Consider the following 15,593-nt stretch of genomic DNA (forward strand, 5'->3'; position numbering starts at 1 on the left):
AATGTCTTCACTTGCGTGAAAAATGCACAACCAACCGGTCGCCGATGCTTTGCAGCACCTGGACCAGTATCAACAACAACACAACGGTAACGACCATGACATCCGGCTGGTAACGCTGGTAGCCATAGCGTACGGCCAGGTCGCCGAGCCCGCCGCCGCCGATCAGGCCGGACATGGCAGTATAGGACACAAGGGTAATCGCGGTGACGGTCACGGCGGCGATGATGCCCGGCATTGCTTCGGGCAGCAGGGCGCTGGTAACGATCTGCCGCGGCGTGGCGCCGGCGGCCTGCGTGGCCTCGATAATGCCGCGGTCCACTTCACGCAGGGCGGTTTCCACCAGCCTTGCGAAGAACGGGGTGGCGCCAATCACCAGCGGTGGAATGGCGCCGGCGACGCCCAGGGAGGTACCGGCAATCACTACCGTGAAGGGAATCATCACGATCAACAGGATCACGAAGGGCACCGAGCGCAGAATATTTACCACCAGCGACATCGCCTGGTAGAACCATTTCTGCTCGAACATCTGCCGGGGGCCGGTCAGAAACAGCAGCACGCCCAGCGGCAAGCCGAGCACGATGGTAAAGAAGATCGAGCCGCCGAGCATGCTCAGGGTGTCCAGCGTGGCCTGCCAGATTTCCGGCCATATGACGTTGGGGAACAGGGCCTCCATTAGCGTAGTACCTCCATATGCACGTCGGCGCGGGTAAAGCAGGCCAGCGCGGCGTCTATGTCGCCGCCGGTCAGGGCCAAGGTCAGCTGGCCGTAGGGCGTGTCCTTGATGCGGTCGATACGGCCGGCGAGGATGCTGTAATCCACGCCGGTTTCCCGCGCGACACTGCCGAGCAGCGGCGCGTAGGTGGCGTCGCCGGTGAAGGTCAGCCGCAGTATGCGGCCTTCCACGTGGGCGTAATCGTCACGCTGTATACCCTCGTCGATCTGCTCGTCTTCCATCACGAAGCGCCGGGTGGTCGGGTGCTGGGGGTGCAGGAACACCTCGGTCACCGCGCCCAGCTCGACAATCACCCCGGCATCCATCACCGCAACGCGATCACAGACGCGGCGTACCACATCCATTTCATGGGTGATCAGCACGATGGTCAGGTTCAGCTCGCGGTTGATCTGGGCCAGCAGCTGCAATACCGAAGCGGTGGTTTGCGGGTCCAGCGCGCTGGTGGCTTCATCGCAGAGCAGCACCTTGGGGTTGGTCGATAGCGCACGGGCAATGCCGACGCGCTGCTTCTGGCCGCCGGACAATTGCGCCGGGTACTTGTTGGCGTGCTCGGTCAGGCCGACGCGCACCAGCAGTTCGGCTACGCGGGTATTGATTTCGGCGCGGCTCAGTTCGCCAGCCAGCTTCAGGGGCAGGGCGACGTTGTCAGCCACGGTCTTGGACGACAGCAGATTGAAGTGCTGGAAGATCATGCCGACCTGGCGGCGGAAGGCGCGCAGGCCCTTGGGGTCCAGCTGGGTGACGTCTTCACCGTCGATAACGATACTGCCGCCGGAGGGTTCCTCCAGGCGGTTTATCAGGCGTAGCAGGGTGCTCTTGCCGGCGCCGGAGTGGCCGACAATACCAAACACCTCGCCCCGGTCGATCTGCAGATCGGTCGGCTGCAGCGCAGGCACTGACCGGCCTCCTACGCGATAGGCTTTGTGCACCTGCTTGAAATCAATCACGCATTTACCTTCCATCTGTAAAGCACGGCCCGGCATCCCGGGCGCGAAAGCCGGCTAGTCTACCTGCACGGCTTCATGCGGTAAAAATCTTTATCGGCCTATGGTTATAACTGGAATGGAGTATAGCGGCGGATCTGACGAGCGAAGGCTGTGGCCAGCGGCTGGCGCGCTTCAGCTTATCTCCTTCGCCTGCGCATGGATCGTCGCCTCAGGAACAACAGATCGTCCACTGCCGGCACAATGGCGAGTACCACCAGGGCCAGTGCCAGCGGAACCGTCGCGATATAGCCGATGTGCTTGAACCCCAGTGCACCGATGACCCCTCCGAGGAAGAAGGACATCAGCAGCAAGCTCAGGACTGTGAGCCTGGATCGGTTGGCCGAGACCTTGGGCAACGTTAGTGACTTATCCGCATTCCAATAGACCAGTTTGCCAAGCTCAATGCCGATGTCCGTGACGATGCCGGTAACGTGCGTGGTTCTGATTTCCGCATTCGACAGTTTGGTGATCAGGGCATTCTGCAAGCCCATGATGAAACATAGCAGCATGACGGTCACCGGCACGAACAGCCCGCTAATTGTCGACAGCTTTGCCCCGAGCAAACCAAAGCACAGCAGCAGAGCCGCCTCAAGCAGCAGCGGCAATGCAAACACGCCATGCATTTTTTGCCGGCGTGAGTAGTTGACCATCACCGCCGTGCAGGCGGCGCCCAGAAGAAAACACAGCAAACCGCCAATGCCGCTCAAAACCAGCCCATACCCGCCCAGCGCAATGTTGTCCGCCATGGAGGCGACGATGCCGGTCATATGTGAGGTGTGTTGCTGAACCGCCATAAAGCCACCGGCGTTGGTAGCGCCGGCGACAAAGGCCAGCACGAAACCCAGATGCCGGTTGGCGTCAGTGCTGCGCTTTCGGCCGGCTAGCCTTCTGGCAAGATTGATTGGCATCTGCACTTACTCATTACATGGGGCTAGCGGGAGGGGTGGCTGGGCCAATGGGGATATGGAAGGCAGGGGAGAATCTAGCAGTGCACCTCTACTCGTTTTATACCCAGCTCCTTCAGCTCATCAACTACATCGTCCAGGCGCACGAACGACTCGACTGACTCCATGTCGTTGACCAGAAAAAAGCTCTTGCCCGCGCCCTTTTTGAAAAACACGATCCATTCTTTGGTATTGGCGGGGTTTGCCATCACGTGGGTATCGAAAACGATCCCTCGGGCATGCCGGTTCTTTACATCTTCACGCGTCATTCAGATCACCGCAGTATAAGGAAGGCTCGCGAGAGGGGGCTTGCAGTCTAGTGGTGGAGACCGCGCTTTGCCGTCAGGAGAGTCGCGTTGATTCTACACCTGTCCGCAGCTTCATGCGCTTTACGCAGAGCCGTGACTGGCCAGCGCAGCATTCAGCACCAAACCGGTGCAATTCAACATCGTTGTCGCGCCTGCGCTTGTATACAATGGCCGTTGCCATAAACTGAACTTGCTCCGTACAGAGAGACACTCACCCATGAAAGAACCCCGGTCACTGTCTGCCGCCACTTTGGCTGACCCTGATCCTGCTGCGTCTGGCCAGCAAAAAGCCGAAACCAGAGGCACCAGCCACCACGAGCGAATCTACCGCGCCATCAGCGATGCGGTGATCGAGCACCGGCTCAAGCCGGGCGCGCGCTTGCGCGAGGATGCGCTGGCTGAGGTGTTCGGCATCAGCCGCACCGGTATCCGCAAGGTGTTGCAGCGCCTGGCCCTGGAGCAGTTGATAACCCTGACGCCCGGCAAGGGCGCGGCGGTGGCGCGGCCGACGGCGGAGGAGGCGCGGGAGATCTTTGATGCCAGGCGGATGATCGAGTGTGCCTTGATGGCTCGCTTGGCTACGCGCATTACCGCAGCCGAGATCGAAGAAGTGCGTGCAGTTGCCCAGCGTGAACAACAGGCGCTGCGTGGGCATGAGCAGAGTGCGGCGATCAGGGCGTCTGCGGCCTTTCATGCGCGCCTGGCGGAATTGGCGGGTAATCAGACGCTGGCACCGTTTGTTGCGCAGCTCTGTTCGCGCTCGTCATTGATTCTGGCGGTGTATGGGCACTCGGGCGACCTGGGTTGTGACTGCAATGATCACAATCACCTGGTGGATCTGCTGGAGGCGCGGGACAGTGACGGCGCAGCGGCCTTCATGCACCGGCACCTGGATGCGATCGAAGGTTCGCTGTCTATTGAGGATGCGGTGGATGAAACGCCGGATCTGCGCGATGTATTTGCTGTCTACCAGCAGGAAAGTGCCAGCTAGCGCGGCAGTCAACCGGAGACGGCTGGCCTCGCCGAGCAAGGCCAGCCGATGGCGCGATTACTGACGGAACCGTTGGCAGGGCGCCCAGTGTTTCATCAGCAGGAAGTACACGAGACCCGCCGGGATCAGGCTGGCATACCAGGACACGGACGAGAACGTCAGCGCCACTATCACACCCACTACGGTCGCGATCAGTGCCGCATAATTCATACCGCTGTAAGGCCCCTGGGCGTTGTACAGATGCTCCAGGTTCAGCGTGCGCTTGCGGATCAGATAGTAATCCACCACCAGAATCGCAAAGATCGGACCGAGGAATGCCGAGTAGGTCTGCACAAACACTTGCAGGCCGGCGGCTGATTCTGCGGTCACCAGCTTCCAGGGAAAGGTGGCAAAGGCCAGCAGACCGACGATGATGGTGGCCGGGCGGAACGACAGCTTGAACACATCCATCAGGATATAGGTCGGCGGCACCACGTTGTTCAACACGTTGGTGGTGACCTGGGCGAAGGCGATAAACAGCAACGTGGTCATCAGTAACGGGGTGTTGTCTACCGCGTTGGCGAATACCTGGATCGGGTCGGCGACGCCGGTCGCTTCCGAGACCATGTAGCCGATCAGGCCCATGAACAGCGTACACGGCAGGATCGACATCGAGTAGATGATGGTCAGCAGCGACGGGCTGGAACCGTGCTTGTGTTCTCGCGAATAGTCACTGACGTTGAGGATCATGGTGCTGTAGATGCCGAGGAACAGCATGGTTGCGCTCCAGAACGGCAAGCCCCAGGAGCCTTCCATGGTCAGCAGGTTGGTCGAGAGTTCATCACCGTAGCGCTGCACTGTGCTGTAGAACATGTACACCAGCGACGCGAGAATAAAGGCGCTGCCGATGTTCTCCAGCCACTTGATGCCCTGAAAGCCCATGACCGACAGGCCGATCTGCAGGAACTGGAAGGTAATGAAAAAGAACACCAGGTTGTCGAAGCCAAACAGAGTGGCCGACACCATGTTCAACGCGCCGGCGCCAATCCAGCTCTGAAACCCGTACCAGACGATAGCCGGCACTGCGCGCACCAGACCCGGCAAGCGGGTACCGGCAAAACCGAAGGCGGCGCGCGCCTGAACCATAAACGGGATGCCGTATTTGTAGCCGGCTGCACCATTAAGGGCCAGGGCAATGCCGATTACAAAGCAGCCGATGGCAATCGCCAGGGTCGCCTGGATCAGGTTGAGGCTGCCGACAACGCTGGAGCCCATGGTAAAAGTACCGATGGAAACGCAGCCGCCAAACCAGGCCAACAGATAGGACACGCGCCCCATGATGCGGGTTTGCTGGGGTGCGAGCGATTCTTCACCGATGGCCTTGGTCGCCGGTTGGCCGGGCTGGGCTGTGTGTGTGCTGGTTTCGTTGCTCATGAGGCAACCTCGCTATTGTTGTTATTCATCATTCTCTCCATGGCGTTGTTGTTATGGGTAGTGCAATGTTTATTCCAGCTTCAGGTTGGAATAGCTCTCGAAGCGCCCGACAAAGGGCTTCGGCCGGGGGAAGGCCAGATCGCCGAATTTGCTGGTGCCCAGTCCCAGGCCCACCACTGCTTCAGCCAACTTGATTGCAGCGGTGACACCTTCCACGACCGGCAGGCCGACGGCTTCGCTGATTTTCGGTGTCAGGTCGGCCATGCCGCCGCAACCCAGGACGATGGCGCCGATGTTGTCCTCGCGCTTGGCACGCAGACATTCTTCGATAATCAGCTCCAGTGCCCGGTCGGGATGCTCTTCCAGGTCCAGCACGGGAATGTCGGCCGCGCGGATACGCCGGCAGTTATGGCTGAAGCCGTAACTTTCCAGCAGGTGTTCGGCGATGATCATGGTGCGGGGCAGGGTGGTGACAATGGAAAAGCGCGTGCTGATCAGGCTGGCCATATGAAAGGCCGCCTCGGCAATGCCGATCACCGGCGCGCGGGTCAGCTCGCGGGCAGCGTAGATGCCCGGGTCGCCAAAGCAGGCGATGATATAGGCGTCAGTTCCTTCGCGTTCGCCGGCCAGCACTTCCTCGATTACGCCCATGACGCTGACGGCTTCATCAAAGTGGCTCTCGATCGACACCGGCCCGCTCTTGGGTTGGCAGGCAGTAATATGCGTGCCGGGTGAGGCCACTGCCCTGGCCGCTTCTCCGATAGTGTCCGTCATGGCTTGCGTGGTGTTCGGATTGATGACGCGGATATGCATGGCTTTGGCCTGTTTTAGATTTGTACACAAAGATCGAGTTTAATTGTATACAATTGCTTTGGTCAAAAACTAAAAATACAGTTGGTCTCTCAACTGGTCTAGAAAGGTTATGCAGTCATGAGCATTCATGCCAATTACCCGCGGGATCTGGTCGGCTATGGTCGGAACCCGCCACATGCCAACTGGCCGGGCAAGGCCCGTATCGCCGTGCAGTTTGTGCTCAACTACGAAGAAGGCGGCGAGAACTGTGTGCTGCATGGCGACAGCCATTCGGAAAAATTCCTTTCGGAAATCGTCGGCGCCGAGGCGTTCCCGGCGCGGCATCTGAGCATGGAGTCGATCTACGAATACGGCTCACGCGCCGGGGTATGGCGGATTCTCAATGAGTTTGAAAAGCGCGGCCTGCCGCTGACGGTGTTTGGCGTGGCCATGGCGCTGGAGCGTCATCCGGATGTGGCCATGGCGTTCAAGGAACTGGGGCATGAAATTGCCTGCCACGGCTGGCGCTGGATCCATTATCAGGATATGCCCGAGGCCACCGAGCGCGAGCATCTGCAGCGCGCAATGGATATCTTCCAGCGGCTGTATGGTGAGAAGCCCCAGGGCTGGTACACCGGCCGCGACAGCCCGAATACCCGTCGCCTGCTGCTGGACGAGGGCAGCTTTCTGTATGACAGCGACTATTACGGCGACGACCTGCCGTTCTGGACCCGCGCCGCCGACAGCCAGGGCGAGCTGCACAATCACCTGATAGTGCCCTATACCCTGGACACCAACGATATGCGCTTCGCCTCGCCCCAGGGTTTCAACACTGGCGACCATTTCTTCAGCTATCTGAAGGATGCCTTCGATGTGCTCTACGAAGAGGGCAGTGAGCAGCCGAAGATGCTCTCGGTTGGTCTGCATTGCCGGCTGATCGGCCGCCCCGGGCGTTTCCGCGCGCTGCAGCGGTTTCTGGATTATATCGAGACCCATGATCGGGTCTGGGTAACGCGCCGCATCGACATTGCCCGCCATTGGGCCGAGCATCATCCTGTTTAACTAGTCCGTTTTCAGCCGTTTCACGTCAAGGAGTCACCGATGACCCAGCGTTCGAATGAACCCAGAAGCTATTTCGCGCCGACCGGCGGGCACCCGCCGCAAACGCAGCTGCTGACGGACCGCGCGGTATTTACCGAAGCCTATGCCGTTATTCCCAAGGGCGTGATGCGCGATATCGTCACCAGCCATCTGCCGTTCTGGACCGGTACCCGCCTGTGGGTGCTGTCGCGGCCGTTGACCGGTTTTGCCGAAACCTTTTCCCAGTACATTATGGAAGTACAGCCCGGCGGTGGCAGCGACAAGCCGGAAACCGATCCGCGCGCCGAAGCCGTGCTGTTTATCGTCGAGGGCGAACTGGCGCTGACCCTGAACGGCCAGGTGCACAACATGCAGCCGGGTGGTTACGCCTTTATTCCACCGGGCAGTGATTGGACCGCGCGCAACACCTCGGATGCCACGGTGCGTTTCCACTGGGTTCGCAAGGCTTATGAAAAGGTGGAAGGCATTGAGATGCCAGAGGCCTTTGTCACCAACGAAAATGACGTCGAGCCACTGGTGATGCCCGACACCAACGGCTGCTGGAGCACCACGCGCTTTGTCGATACCCAGGACATGCGCCACGACATGCATGTGAATATCGTCAACTTCCTGCCCGGCGGCGTGATTCCCTTTGCCGAAACCCACGTGATGGAGCATGGCCTCTATGTACTGGAGGGCAAGGCGGTGTACCTGCTGAACAAGGACTGGGTAGAAGTAGAAGCCGGCGACTATATGTGGCTGCGCGCCTTCTGCCCGCAGGCCTGCTACGCCGGCGGCCCCGGCCCGTTCCGTTATTTGCTGTACAAGGACGTCAACCGTCACATGAAACTGCCGACTTACGGCAGCTGAGCGGAGAAGCTGATGAGCACTGACACTGTGTTGCAACTGATCGCCGAGCCGCTGACGCCCGAGGCCTTTGCCGCCTTTGGCGATGTGATCGACCATCGTAAAGCCGAATATTTCATGATCAACAGCGGCCGCACCCGCCGTTATCATGATCTGGCCAAGGTCGAGACCCTGGGTGAGGAAGCCCGAACCCTGATCAGCCTGTTTGTCAGCCAGCCGGTCGAGATGCCGCTGGAACTGACCTTTCTCGAGCGTCACCCGCTGGGCAGTCAGGCCTTTGTGCCGCTGCACGGCGAACGTTTTGTGGTGGTGGTCGCCCCAGCAGGTGATGCGATTGATCCGGCCAAGGTGCGCGCTTTTGTAACCGATGGTCGCCAGGGTGTGAATTATCACGCCGGCACCTGGCATGCGATCCAGTCAGTGCTTGAGAGCGAAGGTGAATTCCTGGTGGTTGATCGCGGCGGTGCCGGGCACAACTGCGACGAGTACCCCCTGCCGATACGGGTCACCCTGGCCTGATCAGGCGGCCACTATTCGCGGCGCGACTGTCAAACCCGAGACAGACTCGCGCCGCGAATACAGGCTACTTTCCATGGTTTTGCGGGACGCTCGTTGCCCGCTGGCCATGGAGATTTTCGTTATGTCATTTGCATCCAAGGTAGTCTGGATCACCGGCGCGTCCTCAGGTATTGGCGAGGCGCTGGCCAATGCATTCCTGGCATAGGGCGCGGAGGTGATTCTTTCCGGCCGCCGGGCCGACGCACTGGAAACCGTCGCAGCTCAAGCTCCGGAACGCACGCTGGTCCTGCCGTTTGAAACCACCGAATATGATCGCCTGCCTGCTCTGGTCGAACAGGCCTGGAACTGGCGCGGGCGCATTGATGTGCTGATCAACAACGCCGGCATAAGCCAGCGCAGCCTGGCGCTGGATACCTCTTTTGACGTTTACCGCAAACTGATTGAAGTCGATTACCTGGCGCCCCTGGCGCTGACCCAGGCATTACTGCCGCGCATGGTCGAGCAGGGTGGCGGGCAGCTGGCAATTGTCAGTTCGGTGGCCGGCAAGGTCGGTACCGCGCTGCGCACCGGTTACTGCGGTGCCAAGCATGCGGTCGTCGGCTATTTCGAGGCGCTGCGGGCCGAGGTCGAAGACGCCTACGGGATTGGCGTCAGCGTGATTCTGCCGGGCTCGGTGCGTACCGCTATTGCCCAGAACGCATTGGAAGGCAGCGGCGCTGCGCGCGGGCGTTCGGATACCAATATCGACAACGGTATCGATCCGGTTGATGCGGCGAAAACCATTTTGGATGGCCTGAGCGCCCGCCAGCATGACATCGTCGTGGCTGAAGGTATGGAGCTGGGTGCGCTGCAGCTGCGTACAGCCGATCCGGCCAAACTGTTCGCGATCACTGCCAAGGAAGGTGCGCGTCTGGCCAAGGTACGCGCCGAGCTGGGCGCCGGCGCATCGGTGGATCCACTGGCGGTAAACAAGCAGTAAAAGGCGATTGCGTCAGCCTTGCGGCGTCAGGGCAATCTGCTCGCAATACTGCATCAGATTGTCCGGCAGGTCGGCAGGGCAGACGCCGCATTGCTTGTTGCCGGGCACCGCGTGGTCGATGAACTTGGGGTAGGGCAGGTTCAGATTGGCCATGATGGTCTTGAATTCGTCCAGGGTCTTGTCCATGCCGAGCCGCGGGTTGCGCTTTTTTTCCTGGGCGATGGTGCTGACGCGGCGGTCCTGATAGTCATGGGCCGGATACACCAGATAATCGTCGGGCAGCACAAACAGCTTATCTCTGACGCTCTTGTACAGTGCCTCGGCATCGCCGTTCTGAAAATCCGTGCGCCCGCAGCCATCGATCAGCAGGGCATCACCGGTAAATAGGCGATCACCCAGCAGGTAGGCGAAGTGGCCGTCGGTATGCCCGGGGGTATGCAGTGGAGTGATATCCAGGCTGCCGACCCTGAACGGCCGGCCTTCTTCAATACCGATATCGGCGCAGGGTAGGTGATCGAATGCCGGCGCGGCGATACGGCTGCCCACACGTTTCTTCAATTCCAGTGCGGCGGTGATGTGGTCGGCATGGATATGCGTATCCAGGCTGTAGACCAGTTTCAGCCCCAGGTTGCCGATCTCCGTGAGATCGCGATCAATGGTGGCGATGACCGGATCAATCAGAATAGCCTCGCCGGTTTCTTCGCAGCCCAGCAGGTACGTATAGGTGCTGGAGACGGGTTCGAATAGCTGCCTGAATATCATAAGGTCTTCCGCGAAAGGTTTGTGTTGATTGTGTGAGTGTAACGAGCGGTGCAGGGCTGATAATTGTCCTGGAGCAAGATTCTGCAGGGTCATCCATTCTCACCAGGCATTGGCAGGTTACAGGCCCTTGCCCAGAACCTTCCCTTCAACTGCTTTGCCGTATAGATTCACCCCATCATTGGCATGGTATTTAACTCGTGTTTTCTCCACCGAACCGTCGACCAGGCGAGGGTCCTGAGGACGCTCTTTGCTGTTCATAAAAGCTGCCACGTGCCAGGCATCTTCATTGCTCAAGGTGCCGCCCTGGCCCAGCGGCATGTTTTCTTTGATGAATGCGGCCGCTGTGTTGATCCTGTGCATCCCCGCGCCCCAGTTGAACGAATCAGCTCCCCACAAGGGAGGAAACACATAGTCATTTCCTGCCTTCTGTCCTTCACCGTTTTCGCCATGGCATAACACACACTGGGCAGTATAGATTTGCTTGCCTTTGGCAAGATCATAGCCGCCCTCGGGCTCAGGTACTTCGGGATAAGCGCGTCCTGGCAGCTCTTGGCCGGTCGGTGCGCTGGTGGAAAGCCAGTATGAATACGCAGAAAGGGCTGCAATCACTGGGCTGTCTGCCTCCGGCGCCGTGCCGTTCATGCTGTACTGAAAACAACCCTGAAGACGTTCGGTATAGCTGTTCACCTTGTCATTTTTTGACCGATAGGCTGGGTACATGGTGTAGGCAGCCCATAGCGGTGCCGAGTTGGCTTTGCGACCCTGCTCCAGGTGGCAGTTGGCGCACGCGAGACCGTTGCCGACATACTCGGGAGCGCGATTTTTGGTATCGACGAATATGGCGCGGCCTTCCTGTACCAGCTTGCCAAAGGCGTTATCCGGCAGCTCACTCTCCGATGGGGGTTGGAAATACGGGTCGCTGCCCGCGGTCGCATCAGTGTGAATCTGCGACTGATCCTCGGTCCTGCTGGTGTCAGCATGGGCCGGCATGACAAGGGCGATGAACAGCAGAGCGCTTGAGGACGTTTTCATTGTTCTGCCCCTGTTTCAATCAAGCTGGCGAAGTACGCCGAGACCGCCTTGATCTCGTCGTCGGTTAGCTTGCGGGCTATATGACCCATGAGGTCATTAGGGTCGTTCTTGCGCGTACCCTGTCGCCACGCATTCAACTGCGAGGAAAGATACTGAGCTGATTGCCCTGCGAGTGGCGGAAAGGCTTCGCCGACACCTACTCCGCTTGGTCCATGACAAGCTACGCATTCAGGAATATTACGATCCCAAGCACCCCGGAGCGCCAGGATTTCGCCAAGCGTGTGGGCCTCAGCCGCACGTCCGATTCTTTTAACCTGTGGGGCTGGCTTATTGGCCAGCATCGTGGTAACGGCTTCCACTTCTTCAGGCGTTAGTGCGGCAGCGATAGGCTGCATGATCGGGTTCGCGCGATCACCTGACAGGTAATCGTCGAGCTGTTTTTGCATGTAATCAGCAGACAAACCGGCGAGCCGAGGAAAGCCGGCCGCCGCCATCCCTTCGCCCTCGGTGCCATGGCAGGTGCTGCATGCCATCGCAGCGGGGTTGGCACCCCCTTTCGTGTACACAGCAGTTGCGTCTGCGGCGAAGACTTGCAGGCTTGAGGCCAGAAGAATACCGGCGAGCGACCAGTAAGCAATTTTCATATAGGCCTCTGTTTAGTTGTGGCGATAACCGGCGGGCTAGCGTGCAAGATCTGCGTTGATGGTGGGAGTGTAGTCTGCGCCGGACTGCGCTGCGCATCTATTATTCCGGCCCCATGATCTCTGCCAGACGATCCGGCCGCGGTGCGCCCTGCTGCTGTTGCATATTGCCCTTGTCATCCAGATAGAAGATGGCCGGTGTAGCCTGGGCGCCGAGCTGGGCCATCAGGTCATGATTGGTTTTCAACTGCTGGGCGATCGCTGCGGGGATGGTGTCCAGCGCTTTTACTTCATCACCTGCTTCATGCTCGTGCAGTGCAGCTGCCGGGTCTTTGGCGACGAGAATGGCAGCTGATTTGCCGGGGCTGTCCTCCCTTAATATGCCGACCATGATGTGTCGTAGTTGAACCTTGCCTGATTCGACCCAGGGACGTGCCTGTTTCCAGAACATGCTGCAGAACGGGCAGTTGGGGTCGGTGAAGGTGTAGACCACACGCCCGGCATCATCCGCGCCGTCACCGATCCAGTCACTGGCTTCCAGTTGCGCCCACATTTCTTCGCCCATGGGGCCATAAACCAACTTATCGAGAGCCGCGCGGCTTACGTCTGTGCCGGTAGCATCCAGCATGGTGCCGACGATCACGTGTTGCTGGTCTTCGGTAAGGAATAGCGCCATGCCCTGGCCGTTGAATTTGCCGGCATAGCCCTTTAGACCCGAGGGCGCGTCAAACTGACCGACGATCTCGACACCACGCTCTACTGTCGCGGCAATGGGTGCGGGCCAGTCTTCGGCATGGATCAATGGGCTCAGGCTTAACAGCAGGGCGGGGAGCATATGCTTTGTTTGCAGTCGGATCATGGTGTTGGTTCCTCTTTGAGTTTGGCAATCTGGCGGGACAGGCTCGCAGCGGACAACTCGCCGAGGTGGCTGGCGACCTGCTGGCCTTGGGCGTTGTAAAAAAGCGTGGTAGGTAGCGCCTGTGAGCCGACCTGCTGGCCGAACTGGCCACCGGTATCCAGCAGCGCGTTATTCAGCGTTAGTTCGTTTTCGTCGAGAAATCGGACGATTTCGCCCTGACCTTCGCCTTGATTGACAAAGGCAAAGACGATATCGGTGTGCTGTTGCTGGGCGTCGGCCAGCACCGGCATTTCCCGCCGGCAGGGCGGGCACCAGGTAGCCCATAGGTTGACCACCAGTGGCCGGCCATTGAGTTCTTGCAGCGAGACGTGTTCTCCCTCCATGTCCAGCAGTATCATCTCGGGCAATTGTGTACCCTGCTGCATGGCGTGGAGCATGTAACTGCTGACGCCCCAGAAAATCAGCCCCACTGCCAGAGCGCCACCCAACGGCACGCGCAAGGTAATATCACGCCAGGCGAGTCCCAGGCCTGCTCCTAGCGCAGCAACGATCCCTGGCCAGATGATAAATCCGCCATCGCGAATATCGATAATTCGCCAAAAGCTGTCAGTGAAGTGCTCGAAATACATAACCACAAATGCCAGGCGCGCGACGACCAAGCCGAGCAGCAAAAGGTTGAACAGGTGCTTTTCAGGGTTACGTTCGCGGTGGCGACCTAACCACCAGCCGGTCAGGGTTGCCACGACAAGGCTGACCAGCAGGATGAAATGTGAGCTGGCCATGGCCAGCGGGCCTACATTGACCGTCAGCATTACCCGTCCTCTTTAGTGGTTTGCCATTTTTGCAGGAATTCTTCAGCGTTCACTTCGCCGGTGATACGGTTCGCCCGGCGCTCTCGGCCATCGGGGCCGATCCACAACAGTGTGGGTGGGCCATGTATCTCGTATCTTGAGAGGAGTTGGCGGCTTTCTAAGCTATTGCTGGTCACATCCGGGCGCAACAGCCGGACACCTTCCAGGCTGGCCATTACGTCAGTTCGGCCAAAGATCTGCTGCTCCATGACCTTGCAGGACACGCACCAGTCGGCGTAATAGTCCACCAGTACCCACTTGCCCGCAGCGCTGGCATCAGCCAGTTGCTGGTCTAGCTCTGCTGTCGTGTCCAGCGTAGTAAAGGCATCCATGTGGCTTTCGGCAGGCGCGCCGATGGCTGAGGCTGTATAGACCGTCAGAGGCTGCCAAGGATTGGTAGCGCCACCGGCGGCGCCCAGCAGCAGCGTCAGACTCCATACGCCGGCGAGTGCGGCAAGAGTATGCAGTATTGCACTGTGGGTGCTGTGGCGTGCGGTCTGCATAATCGTGGCGGTGGCGCCGAGTAGTAACACGGCGAACAGGCCTAGCCATAAGGATTCGTCCAGTGCCGGGCGGACGATCAAGAGCGCCGATGCCAGAAATACAAAGCCGAAAACTACTTTGATCTGATTCATCCAGGGGCCAGGGCGCGGTAAAAACCGCGTCCCCAGAGTGACCACCAGCAACAGCGGAATGCCCATGCCGATGCCCAGCGCAAAGAGCGCCAGGCCGCCTTGCAGGATGTCTCCCGTCTGGCTTATATACAGCAGCGCACCGGCCAGCGGCGCGGTCATGCACGGTCCAACCAGCAGGCCGGAGAATAACCCGAGCATGGCGGCACCACCCAGATGACCGCCGGTTTGCTTGCGTCCGGCTTGATCGAGTTTGTCCCTAACAAAGGCGGGGAGTTGCAGCTCGAAGATCCCGAACATGGGCAGGGCAAGTAGAACGAAAAGCCCCGCGAAAGCACCGAGTAACCAAGGCTGCTGCAGCATTGCCTGAAGATTGCCGCCGAGCATTGCGGCAAGCATGCCCAGTGCGGCGTAGACCATGGCCATGCTGATGACATACACCGAAGCGAGCATCAGTCCGCGGCGTGGAGTCGCGCCGCTGCCGACCACCAGCCCAGCCAGAATCGGCAACATGGGTAGCGAGCACGGGGTAAAAGCCAGCAGCAGCCCGAGGCCAAAGAACAGCGCCAGTGCCAATGGTAACGACCACTCATGGAGCTGGCTGGCCATGCGCTGGTCTTCCGCTTGGGCTAGTGAGTTCTGTGCCTCTGGCGCATCAGCCGCTGCCTCGTCTGCTGTACCGATATCAAGGCTTTGCGGCGGATAGCACAGACCGGCATCGGCGCAGCCTTGCCAGGCAACTGTGAACTGGCCGGAATACCCTGGTGGAACTGTCAGTTGTAGCGAGTCACGGTAAATCTCGGATTCGCCAAAGAACTCGTCGCTGTGAGGAAGGCCAGCAGGCAGGGCCGGGTGAAACTCCTGATCCAGGCCGGAGAACGTCAGGCGTTGCTGATACAGGTAGTAGCCGGGGGCAATGTGCCAGGTCAGTTGGGTTTTACCATCGGTACTCTCGCCGACCACCAGCTCAAAGGCTTCTTCCACTGGCAGAAACTCGCTGTCACTACCGTCCCCGCTGCTCAGACTTACGAGAGCGAATGCGAGGCTCGACCACACCAATAGACAGGGTAAAACCAGAACATAGCGCCATCTCATGCTGTAATTGCTCCAACCGCGATTCGATGGAGCGCAGTATGGGTTAGCAGGATTAACGTCGAATTAACCCAACACCCTGCGGCCGTTATGACTGTTAATCCGCCGTTAA

At 59.3% G+C, this 15,593-nt stretch carries 17 protein-coding genes; 5 read left to right on the top strand and 12 right to left on the bottom strand.

Annotation, left to right across the window (positions count from 1 at the left end):
* Nucleotides 1-7 precede the first annotated feature (7 nt).
* From EAO82_RS07285 to EAO82_RS07300, 4 genes are all read right to left on the bottom strand, one after another.
* Nucleotides 8-673 (bottom strand): methionine ABC transporter permease, encoded by a 666-nt coding sequence (locus EAO82_RS07285; RefSeq protein ID WP_096346279.1) that lies wholly within the window; start codon nt 671-673, stop codon nt 8-10.
* Entirely contained in the window at nt 673-1,680 is a 1,008-nt protein-coding gene (locus tag EAO82_RS07290) for a methionine ABC transporter ATP-binding protein (protein ID WP_096346303.1), read from the bottom strand. Before EAO82_RS07290 ends, EAO82_RS07285 begins: the two co-directional genes overlap by 1 nt.
* Nucleotides 1,681-1,856: 176 nt before the next feature.
* Entirely contained in the window at nt 1,857-2,627 is a 771-nt protein-coding gene (locus EAO82_RS07295) for a YoaK family protein (protein WP_096346278.1), read from the bottom strand.
* 74 nt (nt 2,628-2,701) lie between these two features.
* Entirely contained in the window at nt 2,702-2,932 is a 231-nt protein-coding gene (locus EAO82_RS07300) for a hypothetical protein (RefSeq protein ID WP_096346277.1), read from the bottom strand.
* 256 nt (nt 2,933-3,188) lie between these two features.
* Here EAO82_RS07300 and EAO82_RS07305 point away from each other — a divergent pair, with 256 nt between their 5' ends.
* Nucleotides 3,189-3,962 (top strand): GntR family transcriptional regulator, encoded by a 774-nt coding sequence (locus tag EAO82_RS07305; protein ID WP_096346276.1) that lies wholly within the window; start codon nt 3,189-3,191, stop codon nt 3,960-3,962.
* A gap of 57 nt (nt 3,963-4,019) precedes the next feature.
* Here EAO82_RS07305 and EAO82_RS07310 read toward each other — a convergent pair whose 3' ends face one another.
* Together EAO82_RS07310 and EAO82_RS07315 are read right to left on the bottom strand one after the other, a co-directional pair.
* Nucleotides 4,020-5,375 carry an NCS1 family transporter gene (locus tag EAO82_RS07310; protein WP_096346275.1) on the bottom strand — a complete coding sequence of 452 codons (1,356 nt, stop codon included), beginning with the start codon at nt 5,373-5,375 and terminating at the stop codon, nt 4,020-4,022.
* 69 nt (nt 5,376-5,444) lie between these two features.
* A complete protein-coding gene (locus EAO82_RS07315; protein WP_096346274.1) occupies nt 5,445-6,188 on the bottom strand; it encodes an aspartate/glutamate racemase family protein in 744 nt (247 codons plus the stop codon).
* 123 nt (nt 6,189-6,311) lie between these two features.
* Here EAO82_RS07315 and puuE point away from each other — a divergent pair, with 123 nt between their 5' ends.
* The 4 genes from puuE (at nt 6,312) to EAO82_RS07335 (ending at nt 9,612) form a co-directional block, all read left to right on the top strand.
* The gene (puuE, locus tag EAO82_RS07320; protein WP_231703340.1) at nt 6,312-7,229 is read left to right on the top strand and encodes an allantoinase PuuE; all 918 of its coding nucleotides are present in this window, start codon (nt 6,312-6,314) and stop codon (nt 7,227-7,229) included.
* Between the two features lie 39 nt (nt 7,230-7,268).
* On the top strand, nt 7,269-8,117 hold the full coding sequence (locus EAO82_RS07325) for a bifunctional allantoicase/(S)-ureidoglycine aminohydrolase (protein WP_096346272.1): 849 nt from the start codon (nt 7,269-7,271) through the stop codon (nt 8,115-8,117).
* 27 nt (nt 8,118-8,144) lie between these two features.
* Complete coding sequence (locus EAO82_RS07330) at nt 8,145-8,633, top strand: ureidoglycolate lyase (protein ID WP_096346302.1); 489 nt, start codon at nt 8,145-8,147, stop codon at nt 8,631-8,633.
* A 214-nt stretch (nt 8,634-8,847) separates the two neighbouring features.
* On the top strand, nt 8,848-9,612 hold the full coding sequence (locus EAO82_RS07335) for an SDR family NAD(P)-dependent oxidoreductase (protein WP_218838589.1): 765 nt from the start codon (nt 8,848-8,850) through the stop codon (nt 9,610-9,612).
* Between the two features lie 12 nt (nt 9,613-9,624).
* On the opposite strand, the gene EAO82_RS07340 is transcribed toward EAO82_RS07335, so the two are convergent.
* The 6 genes from EAO82_RS07340 to dsbD form a co-directional block, all read right to left on the bottom strand.
* Complete coding sequence (locus EAO82_RS07340; protein ID WP_096346271.1) at nt 9,625-10,374, bottom strand: MBL fold metallo-hydrolase; 750 nt, start codon at nt 10,372-10,374, stop codon at nt 9,625-9,627.
* Nucleotides 10,375-10,491: 117 nt separating this feature from the next.
* Nucleotides 10,492-11,406: a c-type cytochrome gene (locus EAO82_RS07345; protein ID WP_096346270.1), complete on the bottom strand. Its 915-nt coding sequence runs from the start codon at nt 11,404-11,406 to the stop codon at nt 10,492-10,494.
* A complete protein-coding gene (locus EAO82_RS07350; RefSeq protein WP_096346269.1) occupies nt 11,403-12,050 on the bottom strand; it encodes a c-type cytochrome in 648 nt (215 codons plus the stop codon). The genes EAO82_RS07345 and EAO82_RS07350 overlap by 4 nt, the downstream gene beginning before the upstream one ends.
* A 100-nt stretch (nt 12,051-12,150) precedes the next feature.
* A complete protein-coding gene (dsbG, locus tag EAO82_RS07355; protein ID WP_096346268.1) occupies nt 12,151-12,906 on the bottom strand; it encodes a thiol:disulfide interchange protein DsbG in 756 nt (251 codons plus the stop codon).
* Nucleotides 12,903-13,718, bottom strand: a complete 816-nt coding sequence (locus tag EAO82_RS07360) for a TlpA family protein disulfide reductase (RefSeq protein WP_096346267.1) — start codon at nt 13,716-13,718, stop codon at nt 12,903-12,905. Before EAO82_RS07360 ends, dsbG begins: the two co-directional genes overlap by 4 nt.
* Nucleotides 13,718-15,484: a protein-disulfide reductase DsbD gene (gene dsbD / locus EAO82_RS07365; RefSeq protein WP_096346266.1), complete on the bottom strand. Its 1,767-nt coding sequence runs from the start codon at nt 15,482-15,484 to the stop codon at nt 13,718-13,720. The genes EAO82_RS07360 and dsbD overlap by 1 nt, the downstream gene beginning before the upstream one ends.
* Nucleotides 15,485-15,593: the final 109 nt, after the last annotated feature.

Source organism: Halopseudomonas pelagia, from assembly GCF_009497895.1.
Taxonomy (GTDB): Bacteria; Pseudomonadota; Gammaproteobacteria; order Pseudomonadales; family Pseudomonadaceae; genus Halopseudomonas; species Halopseudomonas pelagia_A.